The 23,133-nt window shown below is 72.8% G+C and carries 20 protein-coding genes; 12 read left to right on the top strand and 8 right to left on the bottom strand.

Annotated features, from left to right (window positions below; all coding sequences use genetic code 11):
- Window positions 1-3: 3 nt before the first annotated feature.
- The 3 genes from KBY47_RS03950 to KBY47_RS03940 form a co-directional block, all read right to left on the bottom strand.
- Window positions 4-1,368, bottom strand: a complete 1,365-nt coding sequence (locus KBY47_RS03950; RefSeq protein ID WP_210919463.1) for an FAD-dependent oxidoreductase — start codon at window positions 1,366-1,368, stop codon at window positions 4-6.
- A gap of 141 nt (window positions 1,369-1,509) precedes the next feature.
- Complete coding sequence (locus KBY47_RS03945; protein WP_210919462.1) at window positions 1,510-2,673, bottom strand: hypothetical protein; 1,164 nt, start codon at window positions 2,671-2,673, stop codon at window positions 1,510-1,512.
- 141 nt (window positions 2,674-2,814) lie between these two features.
- Window positions 2,815-3,417 carry a hypothetical protein gene (locus KBY47_RS03940; protein ID WP_210919461.1) on the bottom strand — a complete coding sequence of 201 codons (603 nt, stop codon included), beginning with the start codon at window positions 3,415-3,417 and terminating at the stop codon, window positions 2,815-2,817.
- 153 nt (window positions 3,418-3,570) lie between these two features.
- On the opposite strand from KBY47_RS03940, the gene KBY47_RS03935 reads away from it, so the two are divergent.
- The gene (locus tag KBY47_RS03935; RefSeq protein ID WP_210919460.1) at window positions 3,571-4,032 is read left to right on the top strand and encodes an NAD(P)H-dependent oxidoreductase; all 462 of its coding nucleotides are present in this window, start codon (window positions 3,571-3,573) and stop codon (window positions 4,030-4,032) included.
- A gap of 60 nt (window positions 4,033-4,092) precedes the next feature.
- On the opposite strand, the gene KBY47_RS03930 is transcribed toward KBY47_RS03935, so the two are convergent.
- Window positions 4,093-5,598 (bottom strand): vanadium-dependent haloperoxidase, encoded by a 1,506-nt coding sequence (locus tag KBY47_RS03930; RefSeq protein WP_247694204.1) that lies wholly within the window; start codon window positions 5,596-5,598, stop codon window positions 4,093-4,095.
- A 406-nt stretch (window positions 5,599-6,004) separates the two neighbouring features.
- Between KBY47_RS03930 and KBY47_RS03925 the strand changes: the two genes are divergently transcribed.
- From KBY47_RS03925 to KBY47_RS03900, 6 genes are all read left to right on the top strand, one after another.
- Window positions 6,005-7,168, top strand: coding sequence for a sensor histidine kinase (locus KBY47_RS03925; protein ID WP_210919459.1), 1,164 nt, complete (start codon window positions 6,005-6,007; stop codon window positions 7,166-7,168).
- A 14-nt stretch (window positions 7,169-7,182) separates the two neighbouring features.
- A complete protein-coding gene (locus KBY47_RS03920; protein WP_210919690.1) occupies window positions 7,183-7,563 on the top strand; it encodes a roadblock/LC7 domain-containing protein in 381 nt (126 codons plus the stop codon).
- Window positions 7,560-7,937: a DUF742 domain-containing protein gene (locus KBY47_RS03915; RefSeq protein ID WP_210919458.1), complete on the top strand. Its 378-nt coding sequence runs from the start codon at window positions 7,560-7,562 to the stop codon at window positions 7,935-7,937. Before KBY47_RS03920 ends, KBY47_RS03915 begins: the two co-directional genes overlap by 4 nt.
- Window positions 7,912-8,505 carry an ATP/GTP-binding protein gene (locus tag KBY47_RS03910; protein ID WP_210919457.1) on the top strand — a complete coding sequence of 198 codons (594 nt, stop codon included), beginning with the start codon at window positions 7,912-7,914 and terminating at the stop codon, window positions 8,503-8,505. The genes KBY47_RS03915 and KBY47_RS03910 overlap by 26 nt, the downstream gene beginning before the upstream one ends.
- 16 nt (window positions 8,506-8,521) lie before the next feature.
- Entirely contained in the window at window positions 8,522-9,874 is a 1,353-nt protein-coding gene (locus KBY47_RS03905; RefSeq protein WP_210919456.1) for a cytochrome P450, read from the top strand.
- 233 nt (window positions 9,875-10,107) lie between these two features.
- A complete protein-coding gene (locus KBY47_RS03900) occupies window positions 10,108-11,235 on the top strand; it encodes a tryptophan dimethylallyltransferase family protein (protein ID WP_308405032.1) in 1,128 nt (375 codons plus the stop codon).
- A 70-nt stretch (window positions 11,236-11,305) separates the two neighbouring features.
- On the opposite strand, the gene KBY47_RS03895 is transcribed toward KBY47_RS03900, so the two are convergent.
- Together KBY47_RS03895 and KBY47_RS03890 are read right to left on the bottom strand one after the other, a co-directional pair.
- Window positions 11,306-12,604 (bottom strand): NAD(P)/FAD-dependent oxidoreductase, encoded by a 1,299-nt coding sequence (locus tag KBY47_RS03895; RefSeq protein WP_210919454.1) that lies wholly within the window; start codon window positions 12,602-12,604, stop codon window positions 11,306-11,308.
- Between the two features lie 118 nt (window positions 12,605-12,722).
- A complete protein-coding gene (locus KBY47_RS03890) occupies window positions 12,723-13,541 on the bottom strand; it encodes a siderophore-interacting protein (protein ID WP_210919453.1) in 819 nt (272 codons plus the stop codon).
- A gap of 154 nt (window positions 13,542-13,695) precedes the next feature.
- Here KBY47_RS03890 and KBY47_RS03885 point away from each other — a divergent pair, with 154 nt between their 5' ends.
- From KBY47_RS03885 to KBY47_RS03875, 3 genes are read left to right on the top strand one after another with little or no spacing between them, the layout of a single operon-like run.
- Window positions 13,696-14,502, top strand: coding sequence for an ABC transporter ATP-binding protein (locus KBY47_RS03885; RefSeq protein WP_308405047.1), 807 nt, complete (start codon window positions 13,696-13,698; stop codon window positions 14,500-14,502).
- On the top strand, window positions 14,499-15,473 hold the full coding sequence (locus tag KBY47_RS03880; protein ID WP_210919451.1) for an iron-siderophore ABC transporter substrate-binding protein: 975 nt from the start codon (window positions 14,499-14,501) through the stop codon (window positions 15,471-15,473). Before KBY47_RS03885 ends, KBY47_RS03880 begins: the two co-directional genes overlap by 4 nt.
- 4 nt (window positions 15,474-15,477) lie before the next feature.
- A complete protein-coding gene (locus KBY47_RS03875; RefSeq protein WP_210919450.1) occupies window positions 15,478-17,544 on the top strand; it encodes an iron ABC transporter permease in 2,067 nt (688 codons plus the stop codon).
- A gap of 65 nt (window positions 17,545-17,609) precedes the next feature.
- Here KBY47_RS03875 and KBY47_RS03870 read toward each other — a convergent pair whose 3' ends face one another.
- Window positions 17,610-18,770, bottom strand: coding sequence for a S1 family peptidase (locus KBY47_RS03870; RefSeq protein ID WP_210919449.1), 1,161 nt, complete (start codon window positions 18,768-18,770; stop codon window positions 17,610-17,612).
- Between the two features lie 195 nt (window positions 18,771-18,965).
- Window positions 18,966-19,946, bottom strand: coding sequence for an alpha/beta fold hydrolase (locus KBY47_RS03865; protein ID WP_210919448.1), 981 nt, complete (start codon window positions 19,944-19,946; stop codon window positions 18,966-18,968).
- A 198-nt stretch (window positions 19,947-20,144) separates the two neighbouring features.
- Between KBY47_RS03865 and KBY47_RS03860 the strand changes: the two genes are divergently transcribed.
- Together KBY47_RS03860 and KBY47_RS03855 are read left to right on the top strand one after the other, a co-directional pair.
- Complete coding sequence (locus KBY47_RS03860) at window positions 20,145-21,656, top strand: MFS transporter (protein WP_374103054.1); 1,512 nt, start codon at window positions 20,145-20,147, stop codon at window positions 21,654-21,656.
- Between the two features lie 103 nt (window positions 21,657-21,759).
- Window positions 21,760-23,130, top strand: coding sequence for a diacylglycerol kinase family protein (locus KBY47_RS03855; protein ID WP_210919447.1), 1,371 nt, complete (start codon window positions 21,760-21,762; stop codon window positions 23,128-23,130).
- Window positions 23,131-23,133: the final 3 nt, after the last annotated feature.

Below are 23,133 nucleotides of genomic sequence, written 5' to 3'. Positions count from 1 at the left end.
CTGCTACGCCCCGCTCTCCCGGAGCATGTCCTCGCGCTCCACGATCTTCACGCGCTCACGGCCCTGCGGCTCGCCGAGCGCCTTCTCCGCGGCGTCCAGCTTGTACCAGCCCTCCCAGGTGGTGAAGCGGACCTCGCGCTCGGCGAGGAAGGCGTCGACCGCCTCGGGCGCGGGCGCCGACGGCTCGTGCAGCCGTCCGTGGGCGAAGTCGTCCAGGAGGTTGGACACGGTCTCGTTGGCGTCGCCCTTGGTGTGACCGATCAGACCGACCGGGCCGCGCCGGATCCAGCCGGTGACGTACACCGACGTCAGGTGCGCGCCGCTCTCCTCGATGACCCGGCCGCCCTCGTCGGGAACCGTGCCCGAGTCGATGTCCCAGGGCAGCTTGGGCAGCTTGTCGGAGAGGTAGCCGACCGCGCGGTAGACGGCGGTGACGTCCCAGTCCTTGAACTCGCCGGTGCCCTTGACGTTGCCGGTGCCGTCCAGCTCGGTGCGCTCGGTGCGCAGCCCGACGACCTTGCCGTCCTCGCCGAGGATCTCGCTGGGCGACTCGAAGAAGTGCAGGTAGAGCTTGTGCGGACGGTCGCCGGCATCGCGGATCGCCCAGTTCTCCAGGGTCTTGGCGACCATGTCGGCCTGCTTGTTGCCGCGCCGGGTCTGGATCGAGCCCGCGTCGTAGTCGATGTCCTCGGGGTCGACGATGACCTCGATGTTGGGGGAGTGGTCCAGCTCCCGCAGCTCCATCGGGCTGAACTTGGCCTGCGCCGGGCCACGGCGGCCGAAGACGTGCACCTCGAGGGCCTTGTTGGCTTTCAGGCCCTCGTGGACGTTCGGCGGGATCTCGGTCGGCAGCAGCTCGTCGGCGGTCTTGGCGAGGATGCGGGCGACGTCCAGGGCGACGTTGCCGACGCCCAGCACGGCGACCTTCTCCGCCTCCAGCGGCCAGGTGCGCGGGACGTCCGGGTGGCCGTCGTACCAGGAGACGAAGTCGGCGGCGCCGTAGGAGCCGTCGAGGTCGATGCCCGGGATCGGCAGGTGGCGGTCGGCCGTCGCGCCGGTGGAGAAGATCACGGCGTCGTAGAACGAGCGCAGGTCGTCCAGGCTGATGTCGGTCGGGTAGTCGACGTTGCCGAAGAGGCGGATCTGCGGCTTGTCGAGGACCTGGTGCAGGGCGGTGATGATGCCCTTGATCCGGGGGTGGTCGGGTGCGACGCCGTAACGGATGAGGCCGAACGGCGCCGGCATCCGCTCGAAGAGGTCGATGGACACACCGGGGTCGGCGGCCACCTCGGACTTGAGCAGGGCGTCGGCGGCGTAGATCCCGGCGGGGCCGGCTCCGACGATGGCTACCCGCAGGGGGCGGGGCATGATCAGGTTCCCTTCGAGCGATGACAGACGACTCGAACGGGAAGCCTAAGCTAAGGCAAGCCTAAGTCGGTACGCGGGTTCGATCTATGGACTCATAAGGCGATCTTATGGGCAGTCGGCGACCCGCTTATGGCCCGGTGCTCAGGGCGTGCCGCGCCGTGCCACCGCCGGATGGCGCTCGGCCAGCTGCACCATCAGCAGCAGGAGCAGGGCGGCCAGCGAGGCCAGTGAGGCGCATACGGCGGTCAGGCCCGCGCTCCAGGGCGGGGCGACCATGATGCCCAGGGCCTGGGAGAGCTGGGGTGCCCGGAGCCAGTCCTCGAAGATCACCGCCGCCGCGGGCACGGCGGGCACCAGGACGCCCGCGAGCAGCACCGGAGCGGTGGCGCGGCAGGCCACCACGACGGCCAGGACCACACAGAGTCCCGCCATCGCCAGCGTCGCCGCGTAGACCCGCAGGGGCACTCCGTCCCGGTGCAGCGGGAAGTGCGCCGCACCGCACACCACCAGCGCCGCGGCGGCGAGCCAGCTCGGCCAGAAGGCCGGCCGCCCGGACCGTTCGGCGTGGCGCTCGCGCCGCACCTCCACCGGACGGAGCCCCGCGGTGACCGGGGGCGCCTCATCGGGAACGGCGGCCGGGAACCCGGGGCCGGCCTCCAGTGTGGGGGTGACGCCGTGCCGCTCCTGCGCCAGGCGTCCTATCAGCTGCACGAGTTCCTCGACGGGGCGGCCGGTGGCGGCCGCGCGGACGGCCTCCTGTCCGCAGTGCGGCTGCACGGGCGTCCGGTGCAGCAGCTCCATCAGCCGCGACACCTCCTCGACCGTGCGGTTCTCGATCGCCGTACGGATCGCGACGTCCGCGCTGCCGGGGTCGCGGGGCGGGCGGGTGAGTTCGGTGATGAGGCGGGCCACGTCGTCCACGGGACGGTCCACCGCGACGGCCCGCAGCACGTCGACGACGGACCGCCCGTACTCGGGCGACTCCTCCAGCAGGGTGACCAGCCGTACGACCTCCTCCAGCGGGCGGTCGCTGACGGCCGCGTGCACCAACTCGCCGATCGCGTCGGCCTGGACGTCCGCCTCCTCCTCGGGCGGCGGGTCCAGCGTCGGCGGCGCCACCGGCCTCGCCGGAACCGCCGGGGCCTCGCCCACGGTGGGCGCCTGGGCGGGACGGGGCGGCGGCTCGGCGGCCGGGACCGGTTCCGTGGTGGGCACCGGCTCCGTGGGCACCGGCTCGACGGGGCCCGTCTCGGCGGGCGCCAGGACGGCCGGGTCGGCAGGGCGGGGTGAAGAGGGCGTCGTCATGCTGCGCTCCAGGGGGAGTGGTACGGCCGCCCCCTGCCCCTCCCGAAGGCGGCACTGGTGCTTACCCTGCCCATTACTAGGGCCCCCTCGGAGGCGGCGCCACCTGGGTGAGGCGCAGGTATGACGACGGGCGCCCCCGGTTCAGTACAGCTTGTTGACGGCCCTGACCGTGGTGGCCTTGAAGTCGGCGACCGGGGCGTCCCGGAAGGCGCCCATCTGCGACCACTTGACGACGGTCACCGTCCTGCCGTCCCGGCCGACCGAGAACAGGGCGATGTCGGAGGCGCCCCAGGAGGTCTCGGTGTGGATGCCGTAGACATGGGCGCCCTCCTCGGCCTTCAGCCGTCCGTAGTACTTCTTCTCCGCCGTCAGCTCGGGGTACTGCCGCATCAGCTTCCTCGCGCAGCTCGCGAGGTCCTTGCGCAGCAGCGCCGCGAACTCCTTGGCGCGCCGGGCGTCCCGCTCGACCACGGTGACCTGGAGGGCGTTGGTGTCCAGCTCGGTCCAGTAGGCGCGGTGCACGGAGACGGACGGCAGGGCCTCGCCCACGCAGATCGGCAGCGGGTCCGGCTGTCCGGCGGTGACCGGACCGGCGTACCAGGGCGAGGTGGGGTGCGGCGGCAGCTCGCCCGGCTTCAGGAAGCGGGGAGCGGAGGCGGTGGCCGGTGCGGTGGCCACGACGACGGCGGCCCCGGCGGCGACCGCGGTGACGGCGAGCCGGGCACCTCTGGTGCGGATGTTCATGATGAGCCCCCTGTGACGTTCGTGCGGGTTTCTGGGTCTTGTATGTCCTACGACCCGTGATGGCGGGGTTTCGTTGTGCTCCCGCCGTGCCACAGCTCTGTCACGGCGTGGGCGGCTTGCGGCCGGTGGCGGCGGGACGGCAGGGTGCGTTGCGTGGCCACCTTGCTGATCGTGCATCACACGCCCTCCCCGAACTGCCAGACGCTCTTCGAAGCCGTCGTCTCGGGGGCGACGGACCCGGACATCGAGGGGGTGCGGGTCGTACGGCGGGCCGCGCTGGCCGCCACGGCGTCCGATGTGCTCGACGCCGACGGGTACCTGCTGGGCACCCCGGCGAACCTGGGCTATGTCTCCGGCGCCCTCAAGCACTTCTTCGACCAGGTGTACTACCCGTGTCTGGACAGCACGCGCGGCAGGCCGTTCGGCTACTACGTGCACGGCGGGAACGACGTCACGGGCGCCGTCCGCGCCATCGAGTCGATCACCACGGGCCTCGGCTGGCGGCGTGCGGCGGAGGCCGTGACCGTCACCGGCGAGCCGCGCAAGGACGATGTGGAGGCCTGCTGGGAGCTGGGAGCGACACTCGCCGCCGGACTGATGGACGAGGGCCGCTGACACGCGGCCCCGGCGGAGAACCGCCGGGGCCGCCGTGCGCCCGGTGGCCGACCCGGTGGGTCAGACCGTGATCGTGGTGCTGTCGAAGCGGGTGAGGCTGAAGCAGGCGTCCTCCAGGGTCGTCTCCTTCGCCTCCCGCAGCAGACCGATCGCGATCTCCTCGCCGAGCCGGACCGAGGCGCTGTAGTCGGAGCGCCAGTGCACTCCGCCCATGTTGCGGCCGATGGCGATGTTGGCGGCGGTCTTGTTGAGTTCGCCGCCGACCGTCAGCCGTCCGGCGTCCGGGCCGGTGTACGCCTTCAGCCCCTTGCCGTCCTTGGTGGGCACGACCGGGTCGGCCAGCACATGGCCCTCCTCGAACCAGGCCTTGAGCACCGTCACACAGGCGCCCGCCACGGTGGCGTGCCCGGCGCCGTAGGCCGGGTGGGTGGGGCTGCCCTCGGGGAAGGCCTGCGGCAGCAGATAGGTGCCGTACTTCTTGACGACCCGGTCGACGGCGGTGGAGCCGAGGACGCCGGAGTCGATCGGGTAGTCGCGGGCGTTGCTGAGGTGCTGGTGGACCCGGCCGCCGAACTCCTCCGGGCGCAGCCGCCGGTGGACGTACCACTTCTGGAACCAGACGGCCTTGAGCGCGCGGGTGGCCACCTCGGTCACCAGGGACAGCACGTGCGGTCCGCCGTAGGTGCCGAAGCCCTCCTGGTTGTGGGAGTAGCGGTAGGGGTTGCCCGCGTCCACCGGGGCGTCCAGGCCGAGCAGGATCAGCGCGGCGTTGAGGTAGGCCTCGTACAGCGCGTCGAAGTGGACGTAGTGGGCGAGGTCGCGCGGCGTCTGGAGGTACCGCCGGGTGGTGGGGTCGCGCCGGTCGGGGACGGTGGTGTCGCCGTTCTGCACCTCCAGCCAGTCGTCCCAGGTGGTGAGGTGGTCGACCGGGCGGACCAGGGTGTCCTGGCGCTGCTGGATCAGCAGGGTGCCGTACGGGATGTCCTTCAGCAGGAACTGGGAGACGTACGGACCGGCGAGGTCGCCCGGGGTGCTCCCGCGGAAGACCGTGCCCGGGGTGACCTCACCGCCGAGGGTGGGTCCGCCGAGCGCGGGCATGGTGGTCAGCTCGGCCGCCGCGTCGGCGATGTCCTGGCTGACGGCGAAGTCGGTGAAGGGCACGTCGCGGCAGAGGGCCATCCAGTACAGCTCGACGGCCTCGGCCGAGCCCCGGGCGCTGTCGATGCGCGGGGCGGGCGGCACGGTCAGCGCCTGCGGGTCCGGGCCCTGGGTGTCGAAGGCGAGCCCGGCCTGCGGGTTGACCAGTTTGCGCGGTCCGCCCAGCGGGATCCGCTCGAAGTCCTCGGCCCGGCCCGTGTGCAGGGCGCGGCGCAGCAGGTTGTAGGCCGCCGGGTCCACCTCGCCCTGGGCGTTGTGCGGCAGTCCCTTGGAGTAGCTGGCGATGAACGGCAGCGGCGCGTAGTCGGACTCCTCCCCGTTCGCCGCCTGTACCGGTAAGTGGCGCTGGAATTCCGCTTCGGCCGCCCGGACGCGTAGCTCCCGTGCGGCAAATCGGCGGTCACTCATACGAATCCCCCGGTTCTCCCCGTGAACGTGGCGCGGACTCGGCGCCACTGTCCGGAAGACGTCTCGGGACAGGGTGAAAGTTCCGGGTGAATCGGTAGTTCCGGGACTTTTCACAACTGGAAGGCGGACTTCGGTCAGTGGGGTTCCGGTGTGGCCGGAGGCGGGCGTTCCGTCCGGTCCGTTCATCGGTTCAAGGACCGCCGGAGGCACTGTTGTTGACGTCCATTCATGTGTTTGTCCGGTGATACGATCACCGCGTTTGCGGAGCGGGCGGACGGGTGCAACGACGGCATCTTCCGACTTCAGGGACAGCCCGGGCGGCAACCCCGGTGCGGGCGGTCCGCCGGCCCGTTCGCACATGACAGGAACTCGGCAAGCGGGCCGTCAGTCGCCTGAAGAGAGTCTTATGACGGAATACATAGTGATAGCGGTGCTTTTGGCACTGCTCGCTGTCATCGTTGTCGCCGTCGCACTCGTTGTCCGCCAGCGCAGGGCGGCACGGAATCTGCGACAGGAGATCCAGGGCCTCAAGGCTCACTACACGGAGCTGGAGAACGATTACGCAAAGTCGGTCCGCGCGGCCCAGGAACAGGCCGAGGACGCGACGAAGACCGTGCTGAAGTCCGCGATGCGGACGCTTCAGGGTCTCGCCGCCGAACAGCAGCTCGTCCTGACCCGGCTCCAGACCAAGTACGGCGACTCCGCCATGCTCGAGGACCTGCTGGAGATCGACCACACCAACTCGCAGTTCGGACGGCGTGCCCAGTCCATCGCCGTGCTCTGCGACGGCTGGCTCGGCGGCCGGCGCGACGTGGCCTCGGTCTACGACGTGGTCCGCAGCGCCCAGGGCCGGATCCGGCACTTCCGCCGGGTCGAGATCCTCTCGCAGGCCGACTTCGGCATCACCAGCCGGGCCGTCGAACCCGTCGCCCTGGCCCTCGCGGAGCTGCTCGACAACGCCACCAGCTACTCCAGCCCGGACACCGTCGTCGAGATCAACATCCGGCCGGTGCCCAAGGGCATCGTCATCGTCGTCGACGACGCCGGTGTCGGCATGAGCGACGAGGAGCGGGTGCGCGCCCAGAAGCTGCTCTCCAGCGAACGCGCCTCCGGCGTCTCGGAGCTGGGCAACCCACCGCAGTTCGGCTTCGCGGTCATCGGAGTGCTCGCCGAACGGTTCGGCTTCGAGGTGGCCGTGGACTCCACCTCCCCCTACGGAGGTGTACGCGCCGTCGTCCTGCTGCCGCACGATCTGCTCACCGGTATGCCCGAGAAGAAGGCACCGGTCCCGAACCCGGCCGCCGCCCACGGCGGGGGACCCGAGTCCGCGCTGACCACCGGCTCGACCTCCGACGGGCTGCCGCGGCGGCGCCGCAAGCGGCCGATGGCCATCGTGCCGGGCACCAGCGCCGAGGACTCCGGCTCGGCCGCCCGCTCCGGCGCCGAGACCGCGGCGATCATGGGGGCTTTCCAGCGGGGCACGCGCTCCGGGCGGGCGGCACAGCGCGACACGGGGGACCAGACGAGCCGCACACGTGAAGCAAGCAGCGAAGGACATGAGATCTCGTGAACGATCTGTCGTGGATGCTCGACAGCGCCCTGGAGATTCCCGGCGCCCTGCACGCGGTTCTGATATCCGCCGACGGTCTGCTGATGGCCCGTACGAAGGACTTCGACAAGGACGACGCCGACCGCGTCGCCGCCGCGATGAGCGGGGTGCAGTCGCTCAGCCGGTCCCTGGGGTTCTTCTGTGAGGACCCCGGCCAGCGGTGGCGGCAGACGCTGGTCGAGTTCGACGGCGGCTGGGTCTTCCTGATCTCCGCCGGTGAGGGCGCCTACCTCGGGGTCTCCGCCACGCCGGACGTCGACATGGCCGACATCACCTTCCGGATGCAGCAGTTGGTGGGACGGCTGGGCAAGGAGCTGACCACGCCGCCGCGCGAGAACCTCGGCGCCCGGTCATGACGGGGCAGCAGGAGTGGGAGCCCGAGGGCGTCGAATTAGTGCGTCCGTACGTCATCACCAAGGGGCGCGGTCTGCCCCAGGAGGAACAGCTCTCCCTCATCACCCTGGTCACCGCCGCGGAGGACAACACCCAGCGGCCGACCAGGCTGTCCCCCGAGGAGCAGAGCCTGCTGGACATCTGCTCGGCCGGCTACCTCTCGGTCGCCGAGGTCGCCGGGCACACCCGGCTTCCCCTGGGCGTGGTGAGGATCCTCCTCGCCTCGCTCGCGGAGGGCGGATACCTCATCACCCGCCCGCCGGTGGCGCGGGCGGCGCTCGCCGAGCGGCAGATCCTGGAGGAGGTGCTCAATGGGCTCCGCGCCAAGTTTGGGTGAGCGGGACTACGTGCGTGGCGGGGCCGAGCAGACGGCGGTGAAGATCCTGGTCGTCGGGCACTTCGCGGTGGGCAAGACCACGTTCATCGGCTCGATCTCCGAGATCGAGCCGCTGTCCACCGAGGAGACGATGACCCGGGCCGCCGAGTCCGTCGACGACCTCAAGGGCGTGCACGGCAAGACCACCACCACGGTCGCCATGGACTTCGGCCGCCTCACCATCAGCGACCGGGTCGTGCTGTACCTGTTCGGCACCCCCGGGCAGCTGCGGTTCGTGCAGATGTGGGAGGACATGGCACGCGGCGCGCTCGGCGCGCTGGTGCTGGTCGATCCCGAGCGGCTGGCGGACTCCTTCGCCGTGATCGACCTCATCGAGCAGTACGGCCTCGACTACGCCATCGCCGTCAACCACTTCGACGGGTCACCCGACCGCACCGAGGCGGCCCTGCGGGAGGCGCTGGACCTGCTCGACGACACCCCCGTCGTCACCTGCGACGCCCGCGACGAGAAGTCGTCGGCCGCCGCGCTGACCACCCTCGTCCGCTATTTGCTGGACCGTGCCCACTAGGAAGCTGAGAGCACATATGGACGCTCACCCCACCACCCCGGTTCCCCCGCCGGGGTGCCCGGCCCACGGCTCCGGCGGTCGTGTGCCGCTGTACGGGCCGGAGTTCGCGGCCGACCCGCAGGCGTACTACGAGTTCCTGCGCCACTACGGCCCCGCCGCCCCCGTGGAACTCTCCCCGGGAGTCGAGGCCACCCTGGTCACCGACTACGCCGCCGCGCTGCAACTGCTCCAGGACTCCGCCTCGTTCCGCAAGGACGCGCGTCGCTGGCGGGCCTTCAACGAGGGCAAGATCAGCCCGGACAGCCCGGTCGCCCCGCTGCTGGCGTACCGGCCCAACTGCATGTTCGCCGACGGTGCCGAGCACATCAGGCTGCGGCAGGCGGTGACCGACAGTTTCGCCCGCGTCGACAGCAGGCGGCTGGCCCGTTCCACCGAGCAGGTCTCCGACTACCTCATCTCCCAGTTCGGCACCCGGGGTTCGGCGGACCTGCTCGGCGACTACGCCAAGCAGCTGCCGCTGTTCGTCTTCAACGAACTGTTCGGCTGCCCCGCCGACATCGGCGACCGGGTCCTCTTCGGCATCTCCGGCATGTTCGACGGGGTCAACGCCGAGAAAGCGGTCGGGGTGCTCTTCCAGGCCGTCGGCGAGCTGGTCGCGATCAAGCGGTCCCGGCCGGGCGAGGACGTCACCTCCTGGCTGATGCAGCACCAGGCGGCCCTCACCGACGAGGAGATGGTCCACCAGCTGGCGCTGCTGCTGGGCGCGGGCGCCGAACCGCTGCGCAACCTGATCGGCAACACCCTGCACCGGCTCCTCACCCATGACCGGTACGCCCGCGAGGGCGGACTGATCGAGGAGGCCATCGACGACACGCTGTGGGAGAACCCTCCCATGTCCAACTACGCGCCGCACTACCCGGCCACGGACATGGAGTTCGCCGGTCAGCGGCTCCAGGCGGGCGACCTGGTGCTGGTCGGCTTCGCCGCCGCCAACACCGGCCCGGCGCTGACGGCCGCCCGCAAGGCCGGGAGCAACCGCGCCCACCTGGCGTGGAGCGCGGGCCCGCACGCCTGCCCGTCGAAGGAACCGGCCCGGCAGATCACGGTGACGGCCATCGAGAACCTGCTCAACCACCTCCCGGACATCGAACTCGCCGTCCCCGAGGACAGCCTGACCTGGCGTCCGGGACCCTTCAACCGGGCCCTGGCCACCCTGCCCGCGCGCTACACCCCCATCCGCCCGCTGCGGCAGCCGGCCCCGCAGCCCCGCGTGGATGCCCCGGCCGTCGCGCAGACTCCCGCCCCGGCGGCCGCCAGGCCCGAGCGCGGCGGACTGTGGAGCAACTTCCTCAACTGGATCAAGGGGTGACGCAGTCCACATCGCACCAACTTTCGCTTATCGCATGAATGTTCAACTGCACGGGTAGTGAGCATCGCGGCATCCGAACGCTTACGAGGCAGAGGAGGCGTGATGCGTCACATAGCTGTCGATGTCGCTTATCGTCGCGGCAGACCACATCCCGGCCCGTTGGACCGCACCCCGGTACCCGCCCCACCAGGCGGGTATCTTTTTGCGCCGGTGGACCCGCAGCGGGCGGCCCGGTGACCGCCCCGCGGGGCCGTCTCCGGGAGGAGCCCGGCATAGCCACCCTCGGCGCCCTCACCGCGGGACAGCTGCAACGGCTCGGCGAGGTCGCCGGTCTGTCCGGGGCCGACACCGAGGCCTACGCGGACGTCCTGACCGGGGCGCTGGGAGCGGTGGCCGCCCGGCCGCTCGACCTGCCGCCGCCCACCCCCACATTCCTGTCCGACGACCACACACCGGTGGAGTTCTCCCTCTCCTTCCGGCCCGGAACGGCCCCCGCCCTGCGGGTGCTCGTGGAACCAGGCTGCGGCGCAGGCAGCCTGGCCCGCAATGGCCGTATCGGTCTGAAGGCCGTCCGTGCCATGGCCGAGCGCTGGAACTTCGCCACCGACCGCCTCGACGACCTCACGGACCTCTTTCTGCCCGAGTCGCCCAAGGGCCCCCTGGCCCTGTGGATCGCGCTGGAGCTGCGGCCCGGCGGAGTGCCCGCGGTGAAGGTGTACCTGAACCCGGCCGCGTCGGGGCGCAAACGCGCGGCCGACACGGTGCGCAAGGCCCTCCGCCGGCTCGGCCACCGACGGGCCGCGGACGTCCTGCCGGAGGCGGACGGCCACCCCTTCCTCGCCCTGGACCTCGGCGACTGGGAGACCCCCAGGGTCAAGGTCTACCTCCGGCACGACAACCTCTCGCCCACCGGGGCGCCGGGACTGTGCCGGACGGACGGCGGCCCGGACCCGGCGGCCGTGACGGAGTTCTTCCGTACGGCGGCGGGCACCGGCCCGCGGAGCCTGGACCGGCGCCCCGCGCTCACCTGCCACGCGCTGACCGACAGCACGGCGGACCGCCCGACCGGATTCACCCTGCACATCCCGGTCCGGGACTACGCCGCGCACGACGGTGAGGCCCTGGCGCGCGCCCAGCGCGTGCTGCTCGGCCAGGGCATGGACCCGGCGCCCCTGGCCAGGGCCCTGGCCGCCGTCACCGACCGGCGCCCGGAGGACGGCGTGGGACTGATCTCCTACCTGGCCCTCGTCCACCAGGAGGGCGGACCGCCGCGGGTGACGGCGTATCTGTCCAGCGAGGCGTACGGCGTCCGGCCGCCGAACGGCTCGGCCGTCACCCCGCTGGCGGCGGCGCGCGGCTGACACACGGGAGGCTCCCGGCGGACCGGCCGCCGGGAGCCTCCCGTCATGACCTCGCGGTGGGGCCGACCGGCTACACGGCCTGCAACTCCCGCAGTTCCCCGAGGTAGGGGCCGACGTCGACCTGGATCGAGGCGCCCTCGGCACGGCCGTAGCGCCGTACGATCCCGTCGAGGTAGCCGTCGATCTCCTGGCGCATCACCTCGGCGGGCGGCAGTGCCGTCTCCCCGGTGATGACGCGGGCCAGCCATCGCGCCTGGGCCTCCACCAGCCGGGTGATGGCGCCCAGCGGCCGGACCAGCCCGACGAAGGACAGTCCCGGCCGGTCCGGGGCGATCGCCCGCTTGTAGAGGCGGACCGCGCCGTCCGGCCCGGCCGGGCAACCGGCGGGCAGGAAGGGGAAGTCCATGCGGAACCCGGTGCAGTAGACGACGGCGTCGGCCTCGGCCGAGGTGCCGTCGGTGAAGTCGACCCGGTGGCCGTCGAAGGACGCGATCGACGGCTTCGGGGTGACCGTGCCGTGCCGGATGCGGCTGAGGATCTCGTCGGAGATGGTCACGGCGGAGGAGAAGACCGGGTGGTCCGGCTCGGGCAGCCCGTAGTCGCCGAGCCTGCCCCGGACCACCAGCAGGGTCTGCTCCACGAACCGGCGCTGCTCGTCGAAGGGCATCGCGGTCCACCACGGCGCCTCGGCGATCTCGTCGAGGGACATGCCGAACAACTGCTTGGGCAGGATGTGCAGCCCCCGGCGGACCGACAGCAGGGTCCGTGCCGCGTGCCGGGAGAGGTCGGCCGCGATGTCCACGGCGGAGGCGCCGAGCCCCACGACGACGACGCGCTGCCCGGTGAAGTCGCTGCCGTCGCGGTAGTCCAGCGAGTGGAGAATCGTTCCGGCGAAGGTGTCGGCGCCCGGCGGCAGCGGAGACGGCATCGAGGGCATCGCGTTGTGCCCGGAGGCGACGATCACCTGGTCGAACCGCCGCGCGGCCATGCCGCCCCCGGCGTCCCGGCTGACGACCGTCCACCGCCCGTCCGCCCGCTCGCGCACCGACACCACCTCGGTGCGCAGTTCGACGCGGTCGAGCACCCCCGCCCACTCGGCGAAGGACCGCAGATAGGCGGCGACCTGGTCGTGCCGGGGGTAGAGGGCGTAGGAGTCCGGCATCGGGAAGTCGTGGTAGGCCGTCAGCTGCTTGGCCGTGTTGAGGTGCAGCGACCGGTACCCCGGCCCCGGCTCACCGGCGCCCGGCTGCCGCCAGATCCCGCCGACCTCGGGGGCCTTCTCCAGACAGACGAACTCGATCCCGCGGTCCTTCAGCGCACGCGCCACAGCCAGCCCGGACAGACCTGCACCGATCACGCACACGCGCACGGCATCCCCCACACGACCGACACCAGTTCGTTTCGCACGGGCATTGACTGCCCATGCGTCCGTGTGTTCACACCCGGCGGGACTGTCGCCCAGGTCACCGCACCACCGTCCGTCGCGCTCAGGCCGCCCGCGCCGTCTGGTGCCTCCAGTAGCCGGAGAAGGTGATGCGGTCCTTGGGCAGACCAGCGGCGTTCAGGTGTCTGCGGCCCTCGGCGGCGAGCGCCGACTCCCCGACGACGTAGGCGTATCCGGCCGGGTCGACCGTGGTGTGGCGGCGCAGTTCGGCGAGGGCGGCCGTGCCGGGGACGGTGCTCGTGGCGTCGCGGACCACCCAGGTCACGGTCAGTCCGGCGGGCGCGTCGAGCGGGCGGCGGTCGCCAGTGTCGGGGACCTCCTGGATGAGACGGCCGACGGTGTCACGGGGCAGGGAGCGCAGGATGCCTGTGGTGGCGGGCAGCCCGCTCTCGTCGGCGACGACGATGACCTCGGAGGCGTCCGAGGGGCGGTCGAACAGCAGCCCCTGATCGAGCACGGCGAGGGCGTCGCCGGGTCGGGCGCGGCAGGCCCAGATGGCCGCGCCGCCTTCAGGCTCGCCGGCCGGTCCGTGGTGGACGACGAAGTCGATGTCCATCTCCGCGGCGTCGGCACGGAAGTCGGCGACCGTGTAGTTGGCGCAGTGCGGACGCTCGTCCTCGGGGATGGCGAGGTACGGCTGCCACCAGCGGGTGCCCTCGAACTCCGGCAGCCGCAGGGCGCTTTGGTGGGGCAGCCGCAGGAACAGCCGGAACCAGTGGTCGTAGCCGAGCCAGGGGAAGCGGGTGAGGTCGGGGCCCGTGACGGTCACCCGTTGCATGGAGGGTGAGACGCGTGCGGAGCGGACCACTTCGGCCCGGTATAGCTGGGGGTCGTGCGGCATCAGCGGCCGTGTTGTCGCCATGTGGGCCAGGTTAGCCTAACCTTAGTACCGTCTCATCCGATCCCGGCCCCTGATCGCGTCGTAATTTAGGTTAGGCTAACCTCATTGTGTGAGTGCAGCTGAAACGGCCGGAACGGCCCCCCAAGTACGCGGTCGCCGTCTGGCGGCCCGGAACGTGACCGTCGCCTACGACGGCGCCGACGTCGTCCACGACGCGGCGCTCACGCTCCGGCCCGGCGAGGTGACCGCCCTGGTGGGCCCCAACGGCAGCGGCAAGTCGACACTGCTGCGCACCCTGGCCCGCCTCCAGCGGGCGCGCGGCGGCACGCTCACCGTCGGCGCCGACGACGGCGGCGAGAGGGACGGCCTCGCTCTGACCGCCCGCCAGTTCGCCCGCTACGTCGCCCTGCTGACCCAGGGACGCCCCACGCCGAACGGTCTGACCGTACGGGACGTAGTGGAGTTCGGCCGCTACCCGCACCGCGGGCGCTGGGGCCGCCCCGACCCCGACGGGCCCGCCGCCGTGACGCGCGCCCTGGCCATGACCGGTGTCGAGGACCTCGCCGGACGCGGCGCCGACCACCTCTCCGGCGGCCAGCTCCAGCGCGTATGGCTGGCCAGCTGCCTCGCGCAGGAGACCGGCGTCCTCCTGCTCGACGAGCCCACCACCTACCTCGACCTGCGCTACCAGGTCGAACTGCTCGACCTGATGCGGGACCTGGCCGACGAGCACGGCATCGCCGTCGGCGTCGTCCTGCACGACCTCGACCAGGCGGCCGCCGTCGCCGACCGCATCGCCCTGCTGCACGCCGGACGCGTGGTCGCCGACGGCCCGCCCGAGGACGTGCTCACCCCCGACCGGCTCACCGAGATCTACGGCATCCGGATCGAGGTCGGCACCGACCCGCTCACCGGCCGGCTGCGCACCCGCGCCATCGGCCGCCACCACGCACGCACCGAAAGGCTCAGCACCACCTCATGAGACGCTCCCTCCTCGGCGGCGCCGCCTGCGCCGCCGCCCTCGCCCTCGCCGCCTGCGGCACCACCGAGAACACCGGCACCACCTCCGACAAGGGCACCGAAGGCATCACCCTCACCGACGCCGGCGGCGCCGAGGTCACCCTCGACGGGCCCGCAAAGAAGGTCGTCGGCACCGAGTGGAACGTCGTCGAGAGCCTCGTCAGCCTCGGCGTGGACCCGGTCGGCGTCGCCGACGTCAAGGGCTACACCACCTGGGACACCTCAGCCCCGCTGAACAACGACCCCAAGGACATCGGCACCCGCGGCGAGCCCAGCATGGACACCATCGCCGCGCTCAACCCCGACCTCGTCGTCGCCACCACCGACCTCCCGGCCGCCGCCGTCAAGCAGCTGCGGAAGATCGCCCCCGTCCTCCAGGTCCGCTCCGCCGACGCCGCCGACCAGATCGGGCGGATGAAGGAGAACCTCGACCTGATAGCCGAGGCCACCGGCACCACCGAGGAGGCGGCCAAGGTCAAGGCCGCCTTCGACACCAAGGTCGAGGAGGGGAGGAAGGCCCTGGCGGACGCCGGACTCGACGGCGCCGACATCGCCTTCGCCGACGGCTATGTGATGTCCAACCAGGTCTCCATCCGCCCCTACACCAGCGGCTCCCTCATCGGCGACGTCAACGAGGCGATCGGGCTGAAGAACGCCTGGACGATCGAGGGCGACGAGAGCTACGGCCTCGGCGCCACCGACGTCGAGGGCCTCACCGAACTCGGCGACGTCCAGTTCGCCTACATCGGCAGCGACGGCGACGGCGCCAGCGACCCGTTCGGCAAGGAACTCGCCGACAACTCCGTGTGGAAGTCGCTCACCTTCGTGAAGAAGGGCAATGTGCACCGGCTGCCCGACGGCATCTGGATGTTCGGCGGCCCCGAGTCCATGTCGGCGTACGTCGACGCCGTCGTCGACGCCCTGACGAAGTAGCGGCATGGCCGTCACCGCAACGACCCCCGCCGTCCGTCCGCAGGAACGCACCGCCAGGACGGGCGCGGCCGCGGTGACGGCCGGGCTCGTCCTCCTGGTGGCCGCCCTCGCGGTCGTCGACATCACCCAGGGCACCGCCGCCGTCGGCCCGGCCGAAGTGTGGAGGGCCCTCACCGGGCGGGCCGACCCCGCCGACGCCTCCGTGGTGATCGCCTCCCGGCTGCCCCGGATGACCGCCGGTCTCCTCATCGGCGTCGCGCTCGGCATGGCGGGCGCCGTCCTCCAGGCCGTCAGCCGCAATGTGCTGGCCGCGCCCGACACCCTCGCCGTCAACGCCGGTTCCTACCTGGCCCTCGGCATGCTCGCCGCCACCGGTGTGTCGCTGCCGCTGCTGGCCTCCTCCGGCGTCGCGTTCCTCGGCGGGCTCGCCGCCGCGGCCGTCGTCCTCGCCCTGTCCGGCCTCGGCGCGGGCACCGTACGGCTCGTCCTCGCGGGCAGCGCGCTGACGCTCGGACTGACCTCCGTCACCGAGGGCCTGCTGCTGCTCTTCCCGGAGCGGACCGAGGGCCTCTACCAGTGGCACCAGGGCAGCATCAGCCAGAACGGCTTCGACGGCATCCTCCAGATGGCGCCGCTCGCCGTCCTCGCCCTGGCCGGGCTGCTGCTGACGGCCCGCAGGATCGACGCGCTCGCCCTCGGCGACGACACCGCCCGCGGCCTCGGCGTGCCCGTGCGCGCCACCCGCGTCACGGCCGTCGTCCTCGCCGCGCTGCTCTCGGCTGCGGCCGTCACCCTCGCCGGGCCCATCGGCTTCGTCGGCCTGTGCGCCCCCGCCCTCGTGAGGCCTCTGGCCCGCCGCTTCCCGGCGTACCGCCGCACCCGGGTCACCATTCCGGTCGCCGGGCTGGTCGGCGCCGGACTGGTGCTGGGCGCCGACGTCCTGCTGCGCGCGCTGGTCACGGCGGAGTCCGCCGTCGCCGTGCCCACCGGCGTCGTCACCAGCCTGCTCGGCGCGGTGTTCCTGGTCACGATGGCGGTACGGGCCCGTGACACCGGCGGGGCGAGCGCACCGGACCGACTGCGCACCCCGAGCCGTGCCGTCTTCCTGACCACCACGGCCGTGCTCGTCGCCGTGGTGGTCGGCGTGACCCTCGGCGGGGTGCTGCTGGGCGACGCCAAGCTGCTGCTCGGCGATGTCGTCAACTGGGCGCGGGGCGCGGCCGGTCCGTCGGTCTCCTTCGTCCTCGACACCCGGGTGCCCCGGGTCCTCGCCGCCCTGCTCGCGGGCGCGGCGCTGGCCCTGTCCGGCACGCTGGTGCAGGCCGTCACCCGCAACCCGCTCGCCGAACCCGGCATCCTCGGCGTCTCCGGCGGCGCCGCCCTCGGGGCCGTCCTGCTGGTCACCACGGCACCGCTGGCCGGGTCGTGGGCGGTCGCGGGCGCAGCGCTCGGCGGGGCCGCCGTCAGCGCGGTCGTCGTGTTCGGGCTCGCCGCCCGGGGCGGCTTCCAGCAGAACCGGCTGGTCCTCGTCGGCGTCGGTGTCTCCGCCGCCGCGACCGCCGTCATCAGCCTGGTCATCGTGCTGACCGACCCGTTCAACGCGACCAAGGCGCTCACCTGGCTGTCCGGCTCCACCTACGGCCGTACCACGGCCGACACCCTGCCCGTCGCCGCCGCGCTGGTGCTCGGTGTCGCGGTGGCGGTGGCCCGGCGCACCGAACTCGACCTGGTCTCCCTCGACGACGACACCCCGGCGCTCCTCGGACTGCGGCCCGCCGGTGCGCGGTTCGGCTTCCTCGTCGTCGGTGTGCTGCTCAGCGCGACCGCGGTGGCCGCCGCGGGCACCATCGGCTTCGTCGGCCTGGTCGCCCCGCACGCGGCCCGCGCCCTGGTCGGCCGACGGCACGTCAGGGTCGTACCGGTGGCGCTGCTGCTCGGTGCGGCCCTGGTCGGCACGGCCGACCTCGTCGGACGCACCGTCATCGCCCCGGCCCAGCTCGGCGCCGGACTGATGACGGCGGTCATCGGAACGCCGTACTTCCTCTATCTGCTCATCCGCACCCGGCGGTAGGGCGACGCCCTACCGCCGGGTGCGGTACCGGCGGGTCCCACGGGCCCGCCGGTACCGCCGCCCGGTCAGGCCGTGTGCAGGCGCAGCCCGTAGCGGTTGAGGATCTCGTTGACCGGCTGGTGCCAGGTCTGGCCTCCGGTGGAGCAGTTGCCCCAGCCGCCGGAGGTGACCCCCTGGGCCTGGTCGCCGCTGATGAACGAGCCGCCCGAGTCACCGGGCTCGGCGCAGACGCTGGTCTTCGTCATCTGGTAGACCGCGCCCTGGCTGTAGTTGACCGTCTCGTTCTTGGCCAGCACGGTCCCGCAGTGCCAGCGCGTGGTGGAGCCGGAGCGGCACACCGAGGCGCCGATCGGGGCCTCGGCCGACCCGCGGACGAGCTGGTCGGGGACGGTGCCCCAGCCGAGGACGACCGGCACGGTCCACCAGCCGCTGCCGACGCTGACCCAGGCGTAGTCGTCGCCCGGGAACGACGAGCCCTGGAACGTGCCGATGTACGTGCGGTCCCAGCCGCTCACCCCGGCGCCCGCGCGGCCGCAGTGCCCGGCGGTGACGAAGCCGCCGTGCACCGAGAAGCCGATGGAGCAGCGGACGTTGCCGGTGTAGTACGGGTCGCCGCCGACCGTCCCGGCCGCGAAGGTCCGGGGAGCCGCCGCGACCGTCCGCACGGTCACCGGCCCGGCCTCGCGGGCGCGGGCGACGAACCGTCGGACATCGTTGTCGGCGCGCTCGCCCTCGACCACGTTCACGACCACGGAGTTGGCGGCCGGGTCGACGTGCCAGCTGCTGACGCCCGAGGGTGCGGAGAGGCGGTCGACCCGGGCCTTGGCCGCGTCCAGCTGCCGGGCGCTGTGCTCGACGGTGCGGACGTCCGTCCCGGCGTCGCGGAGCGTGCGGACCGTCTCCTTGCCGGCGTCGGGGGTGACGGCGACGGTCAGCTTCCCGCTGTCGGCGTCGAACCACGAACCGGCGTAGGCGGATCCGGCGGCCCGGCGTGCCGTGGGTTCGAGGCCGGTGGCGCGGCGCTCGGCCGTCAGCCGGGTCGTGGCCTCGGCCGGGGAGAGCCCGAGGTCCCGTTCCATCGCGGTCAGGAGGCCGGGGGAGAGGCCGGCGGGCGGGGAGTCGTCGGCCGCCGCTGGCAGGGTGCCCGCCGCGGTCCAACTGCCCACGACCATCAGTGTGGCCAGGCCGAAGTGTCGGATGGTGCGTCTGAGGGGGATGCGTCTCATGGGTGGGTTGCCCTTCGTCGTTCCCGGAGTGGGGGTGGAACAACAGCGTTTTGAGAGCGCTCTCACCGTGCTGGACCGGGAGCTTAGCGGCTTCCGCTGAACAGGTCCATGCCAATCACACACCGCCCTGGGACTGATGGGCCGTCAGCCGCTTGCGCCGACGGCCCTCCGGCGGCGCGGGGCCGCCCGCCCCGCTCAGCCCGGCAGGGCCGCCAGCCAGTCGGTCAGGATGCGGTTGACCTCGGCCGGGCGCTCCTGCTGGATCCAGTGCCCGCAGCCCTCCAGGAGGTGGGAGGAGACCAGACCGGGGAGCGTGACGGGGTAGGCGTCGATGGCGTCCTTGAGCCAGGTGGTGGAGGCGTCCAGCAGACCGCCCGCGAAGAGCGACGGCTGGGTGACCGGGGCGCCGTCGACGGACGCCAGGTCCTCCCAGTCGCGGTCCATGTTGCGGTAGCGGTTGAGCGCCCCCGTCAGACCGGTCCGCTCGAACTCACCGGCGTACACGTCGAGGTCGTCCTCGCCGAGCCAGGCGGGCAGCGGGCCGGTGGGGAAGCGGTCGCGCAGTGTCCCGCCGGGGCCGACGAAGTGCGGGTCGGCGGCGTCCGGCGTGGGCATGGTGTCGGCGGACAGGGCGGCGTAGAACCCGGCGAGCCAGCCGCGCACGTCGGGTTCGATCTCGGCCTCGGCCCGGCCGGGGCGCTGGAAGTAGGAGACGTAGAACTCCTCCTCGCCGCCCAGCCGGGCGAAGATCTCGCTGGGGCGGGGACCGCCGCGCGGGGTGTAGGGGACGCTGAGCAGCCCCACCGCGCGGAAGACGTCCGGGCGCAGCAGCGCGGAGTTCGCGGCGATGGTCGCGCCCCAGTCATGGCCGACGATCACCGCCGTCTCCTCACCCAGGGCGCGAACGACCTGCGCGTTGTCCTCCACGAGGTCCAGCATCCGGTAGGCGGCCGGGTCAGCGGGGCGCGAGGAGCGGCCGTAACCGCGGACATCGACGGCGACCGCGCGGTACCCGGCCGCGGCAAGCGCGGGCAGCTGGTGGCGCCAGGAGTACCAGGACTCCGGGAAACCGTGCACCAGGAGCACCAGCGGGCCGGTCCCCTGCTCCACCAGATGGATCCTGCCCGCTGGTGAGGCGACCAGGCGGTGGGTGAAATCCTTGACGTGCGCTTGCATGGGTCCTCCGGGTACGTCGGTCTGCTCACGGCCGATCATGCTGCCGGGCCACGGGCGGGGCCGAGCGGCTTTGCCGTTCCGGCAAACGCCGTCGGGCGGGAGTGCCGGGTACGGGCCGCGGACAGTGGTACTCCGTACGACACGACGGGCACGCCGTACGGCGCACACCGTTTCGGCGGCCGACAGTGAGGAGTCGCGGTGCGAGCACGGACACGGCCGCCGAGCGGCGGGCGGGAGGCCGAGCGGGTGCAGGACGGGACCGATCCCCGGCGCTGGAAGGCGCTCTGGGTGACGCTGGTGGCCGGGTTCATGAGCCTGCTCGACGTGACCATCGTCGCCGTCGCCCTGCCGACCATGCAGAAGGACCTGCACGCCTCGGCGCCCGCCATCCAGTGGGTCGTCTCCGGCTACGCCCTCGCCTTCGCCCTGGTCCTGGTCACCGCGGGCCGCCTCGGCGACGCGATCGGCAGGCGCCGGATCTTCCTGCTGGCCCTCGGCGGCTTCGTGGTGTGCAGCGCGGCGGCGGGCGCCGCGCCCGGGATCGGCCTGCTCATCACCGCCCGTATCGCCCAGGGGGTGTGCGCCGGATGCCTGGCGCCGCAGAACTCCGCCCTCATCCAGCAGATGTTCCGCGGCGCCGAGCGCGGGCGGGCCTTCGGCCTGTTCGGCGCCACCGTCGGCATCTCCAGCGCGGTGGGCCCGGTCACCGGAGGACTCATCCTCGCCCTCGCGGACGGCCCCGGGGGCTGGCGCTGGATCTTCTACGTCAACGTCCCCGTCGGCGTCATCGCCCTGGTCCTGGGCCTGCGCCTGCTGCCGCGCACCCGGCCGACCGGCAGACAGCGTCTCGACCTGCCCGGGGTGGCCCTGCTCGGCACCGGTGTGCTGGCGCTCATGCTGCCCCTGGTGCTCGCCGAGTCGGGAGGGATCGCCAGGGTGTGGTGGCTGTTCCCCGCCGGGCTCGCCCTCCTCGCCGTCTTCGCGCGCTGGGAGCGCCGGGTCGCCGTCCGCGAGGGGCAGCCGCTGCTCGACCCGGCGCTGCTCACCGACACCCGCGGTTACGCCACCGGGGCGGCCATCGCCACCCTGTACTTCGTCGGGTTCAGCGGGGTGTGGCTGGTCTTCGCGCTGTTCTTCCAGAACGGCCTGGGGTACTCGCCGCTGCGGTCCGGCCTGGCGGTCACGCCGTTCGCGGCGGGATCGGCGCTCGCCGCCTTCGTGGCCGGGCGGCTGGTGGAGCGGCTGGGGCGGCTGCTGACGGTGTGCGGTCTCGCCGCGGTGACGGCCGGCCTCGGCGGGGCCGCGCTCGTCCTGCACTGGGCGCCCGCCGGCCTCGCGACCTGGCTGCCCGCGCCCGCCCTGTTCCTCGGCGGCGTCGGCAGCGGCTGCGTGATCTCGCCGAACGTCACCATGACCCTGCGCAACGTACCGGTGCGGATGGCCGGTGCCGCGGGCGGCGCCCTCCAGACCGGGCAGCGCCTCGGCGGCGCCATGGGCACGGCCGCCCTGCCCGGCCTGTTCTACCTGGTCCTCTCCCAGGACCACGACGACTACCGGGCCGCGGTCACCGTCGCCGTCGGCTGTGGCATCCTGCCCGTGGTGGCCGCGTTCGGCCTCGCGGTACGGGACTGGCGAGGACACCGCCGGGACACCCGGCGCCCCTGTCCCGAGGACGCCTCGCACAGCCACACGCACGCCGGGCAGGGCTGACCGACGGACGGGGGCGGGCTGTCCGCGCGCTTTCGGGGAAGGTTCTCCGGAGAACGGCGGGAGAGGCCCGCGGGGAGGGAACCGAGTGGTACCGGTGGTCAGGATGGGTACGCACCGCCGTCAGGCCTGGGCGGCCCGCATGGCGCTGGTGGCCGCGGCCGCGGCGCTGCTGCTGCCGCTGGTCGAGGGCGGCGTCACGGGCCTGCTGCTGCTCCTGCTCGGCGTCGCCGGGCTCGCCGTCACCTTCGCCGCGCTGTGGTGGACGCTGTCCCGCCGCGGTGTCCCGCGCATGGCGGCCGCGGCCGTCGCCCTGTTCACCCCCGTCGCCGTCATCACCCTCTTCGCCCGCGCGAACCTCCTGTGGGTCGTCCTCCTGTCCGCGCTGCTGTGGTCGGCGGCGGTGGGCAGCGGCCGGTACGCGCTGCGCACCACCGGACTGCGCCGCAACCGGGCCAGGGAGTACCGCACCCCGCCCCCGCGCCGCCCCTTCGTGCTGCTCAACCCCCTCTCCGGCGGCGGGAAGGTGGAACGGTTCGCGCTGCGGGAGAAGGCCGAACGACTCGGCGCGCGCGTCGTCCTGCTCGACCCGGACCGGCCGCGGGACGTGGCCGCGCTGGCCCGGGCGGCCGTGGCGGACGGCGCCGACCTGCTCGGCGTCGGCGGCGGCGACGGCACCCAGGCCCTGGTCGCCGCGGTCGCCGCCGAGCACGGACTGCCGTTCATGGTGATCTCGGCCGGCACCCGCAACCACTTCGCCATGGACCTCGGCCTGGACCGCGACGACCCCGCCGCCTGCCTGGACGCGCTCACCGACGGCGTCGAGATGCGCGTGGACCTCTGCTTCGCCGGGGACCGCCCCTTCGTCAACAACGTCTCCTTCGGGGTGTACGGGGCCGTGGTGCAGAGCCCCGGCTACCGCGCCGACAAGGTCGGTACGGCGCTGGAACTGCTGCCCGACCTGCTCTCCCGGCAGCACGGCCCACGGCTCACCGCCCGCGCGCACCGCAAGGTGTTCGATGACCCGCACGCCGTCCTGGTCAGCAACAACCCCTACCGCGTCGACGAACCCTTCGGCTTCGGCCGCCGGGCACGGCTGGACTCCGGGCGGCTCGGCGTCGTCGCGGTGAAGGTCGACAGTGCCGTCGACGCCGCCGAACTCCTCCTCGCCCCGGGCGGCTTCGCCACCACCACCTCCCACGACGTGGTCATCGAGGCCGACGCGCCCGAGGTGGAGGCCGGACTCGACGGCGAGCCCGTCACCCTGCCCACCCCCGTCCGCTGCCGCATCGAACGCCGCGTGCTGCGCGTCCGCGTCCCGCGCGAGCGGCCCGGCATCCCCGAACCGTCGCCCCGGCTGGACTGGCGCAGGCTGCGCAAACTGGCCGCCGCTGTGGGCCGTACGGCCGCGCCCCACCGCTCCCACCGCTCCCGCCCCCAGCCCCCGGCGCCTCCCGCGACCCCTCCCGTGGCCTGACCG

It is taken from the genome of Streptomyces sp. B93, from assembly GCF_018070565.1.
Lineage (GTDB): Bacteria > Actinomycetota > Actinomycetes > Streptomycetales > Streptomycetaceae > Streptomyces.
The sequence above is the reverse complement of the archived record's forward strand: the minus strand, read 5'-3'. Positions and strand labels throughout refer to the sequence as shown.

Excerpts from the sequence above, each read along its gene's own strand:
- KBY47_RS03890 (WP_210919453.1), bottom strand. The coding sequence starts at position 13,541 with ATGGCGACAACACGGCCGCTGATGCCGCACGACCCCCAGCTATACCGG.
- KBY47_RS03925 (WP_210919459.1), top strand. The coding sequence starts at position 6,005 with ATGACGGAATACATAGTGATAGCGGTGCTTTTGGCACTGCTCGCTGTC.
- KBY47_RS03870 (WP_210919449.1), bottom strand. The coding sequence starts at position 18,770 with ATGAGACGCATCCCCCTCAGACGCACCATCCGACACTTCGGCCTGGCC.
- KBY47_RS03855 (WP_210919447.1), top strand. The coding sequence starts at position 21,760 with ATGGGTACGCACCGCCGTCAGGCCTGGGCGGCCCGCATGGCGCTGGTG.
- KBY47_RS03880 (WP_210919451.1), top strand. The coding sequence starts at position 14,499 with ATGAGACGCTCCCTCCTCGGCGGCGCCGCCTGCGCCGCCGCCCTCGCC.
- KBY47_RS03930 (WP_247694204.1), bottom strand. The coding sequence starts at position 5,598 with ATGAGTGACCGCCGATTTGCCGCACGGGAGCTACGCGTCCGGGCGGCC.
- KBY47_RS03945 (WP_210919462.1), bottom strand. The coding sequence starts at position 2,673 with ATGACGACGCCCTCTTCACCCCGCCCTGCCGACCCGGCCGTCCTGGCG.
- KBY47_RS03915 (WP_210919458.1), top strand. The coding sequence starts at position 7,560 with ATGACGGGGCAGCAGGAGTGGGAGCCCGAGGGCGTCGAATTAGTGCGT.
- KBY47_RS03875 (WP_210919450.1), top strand. The coding sequence starts at position 15,478 with ATGGCCGTCACCGCAACGACCCCCGCCGTCCGTCCGCAGGAACGCACC.
- KBY47_RS03910 (WP_210919457.1), top strand. The coding sequence starts at position 7,912 with ATGGGCTCCGCGCCAAGTTTGGGTGAGCGGGACTACGTGCGTGGCGGG.
- KBY47_RS03865 (WP_210919448.1), bottom strand. The coding sequence starts at position 19,946 with ATGCAAGCGCACGTCAAGGATTTCACCCACCGCCTGGTCGCCTCACCA.
- KBY47_RS03940 (WP_210919461.1), bottom strand. The coding sequence starts at position 3,417 with ATGAACATCCGCACCAGAGGTGCCCGGCTCGCCGTCACCGCGGTCGCC.
- KBY47_RS03950 (WP_210919463.1), bottom strand. The coding sequence starts at position 1,368 with ATGCCCCGCCCCCTGCGGGTAGCCATCGTCGGAGCCGGCCCCGCCGGG.
- KBY47_RS03920 (WP_210919690.1), top strand. The coding sequence starts at position 7,183 with ATGCTCGACAGCGCCCTGGAGATTCCCGGCGCCCTGCACGCGGTTCTG.
- KBY47_RS03905 (WP_210919456.1), top strand. The coding sequence starts at position 8,522 with ATGGACGCTCACCCCACCACCCCGGTTCCCCCGCCGGGGTGCCCGGCC.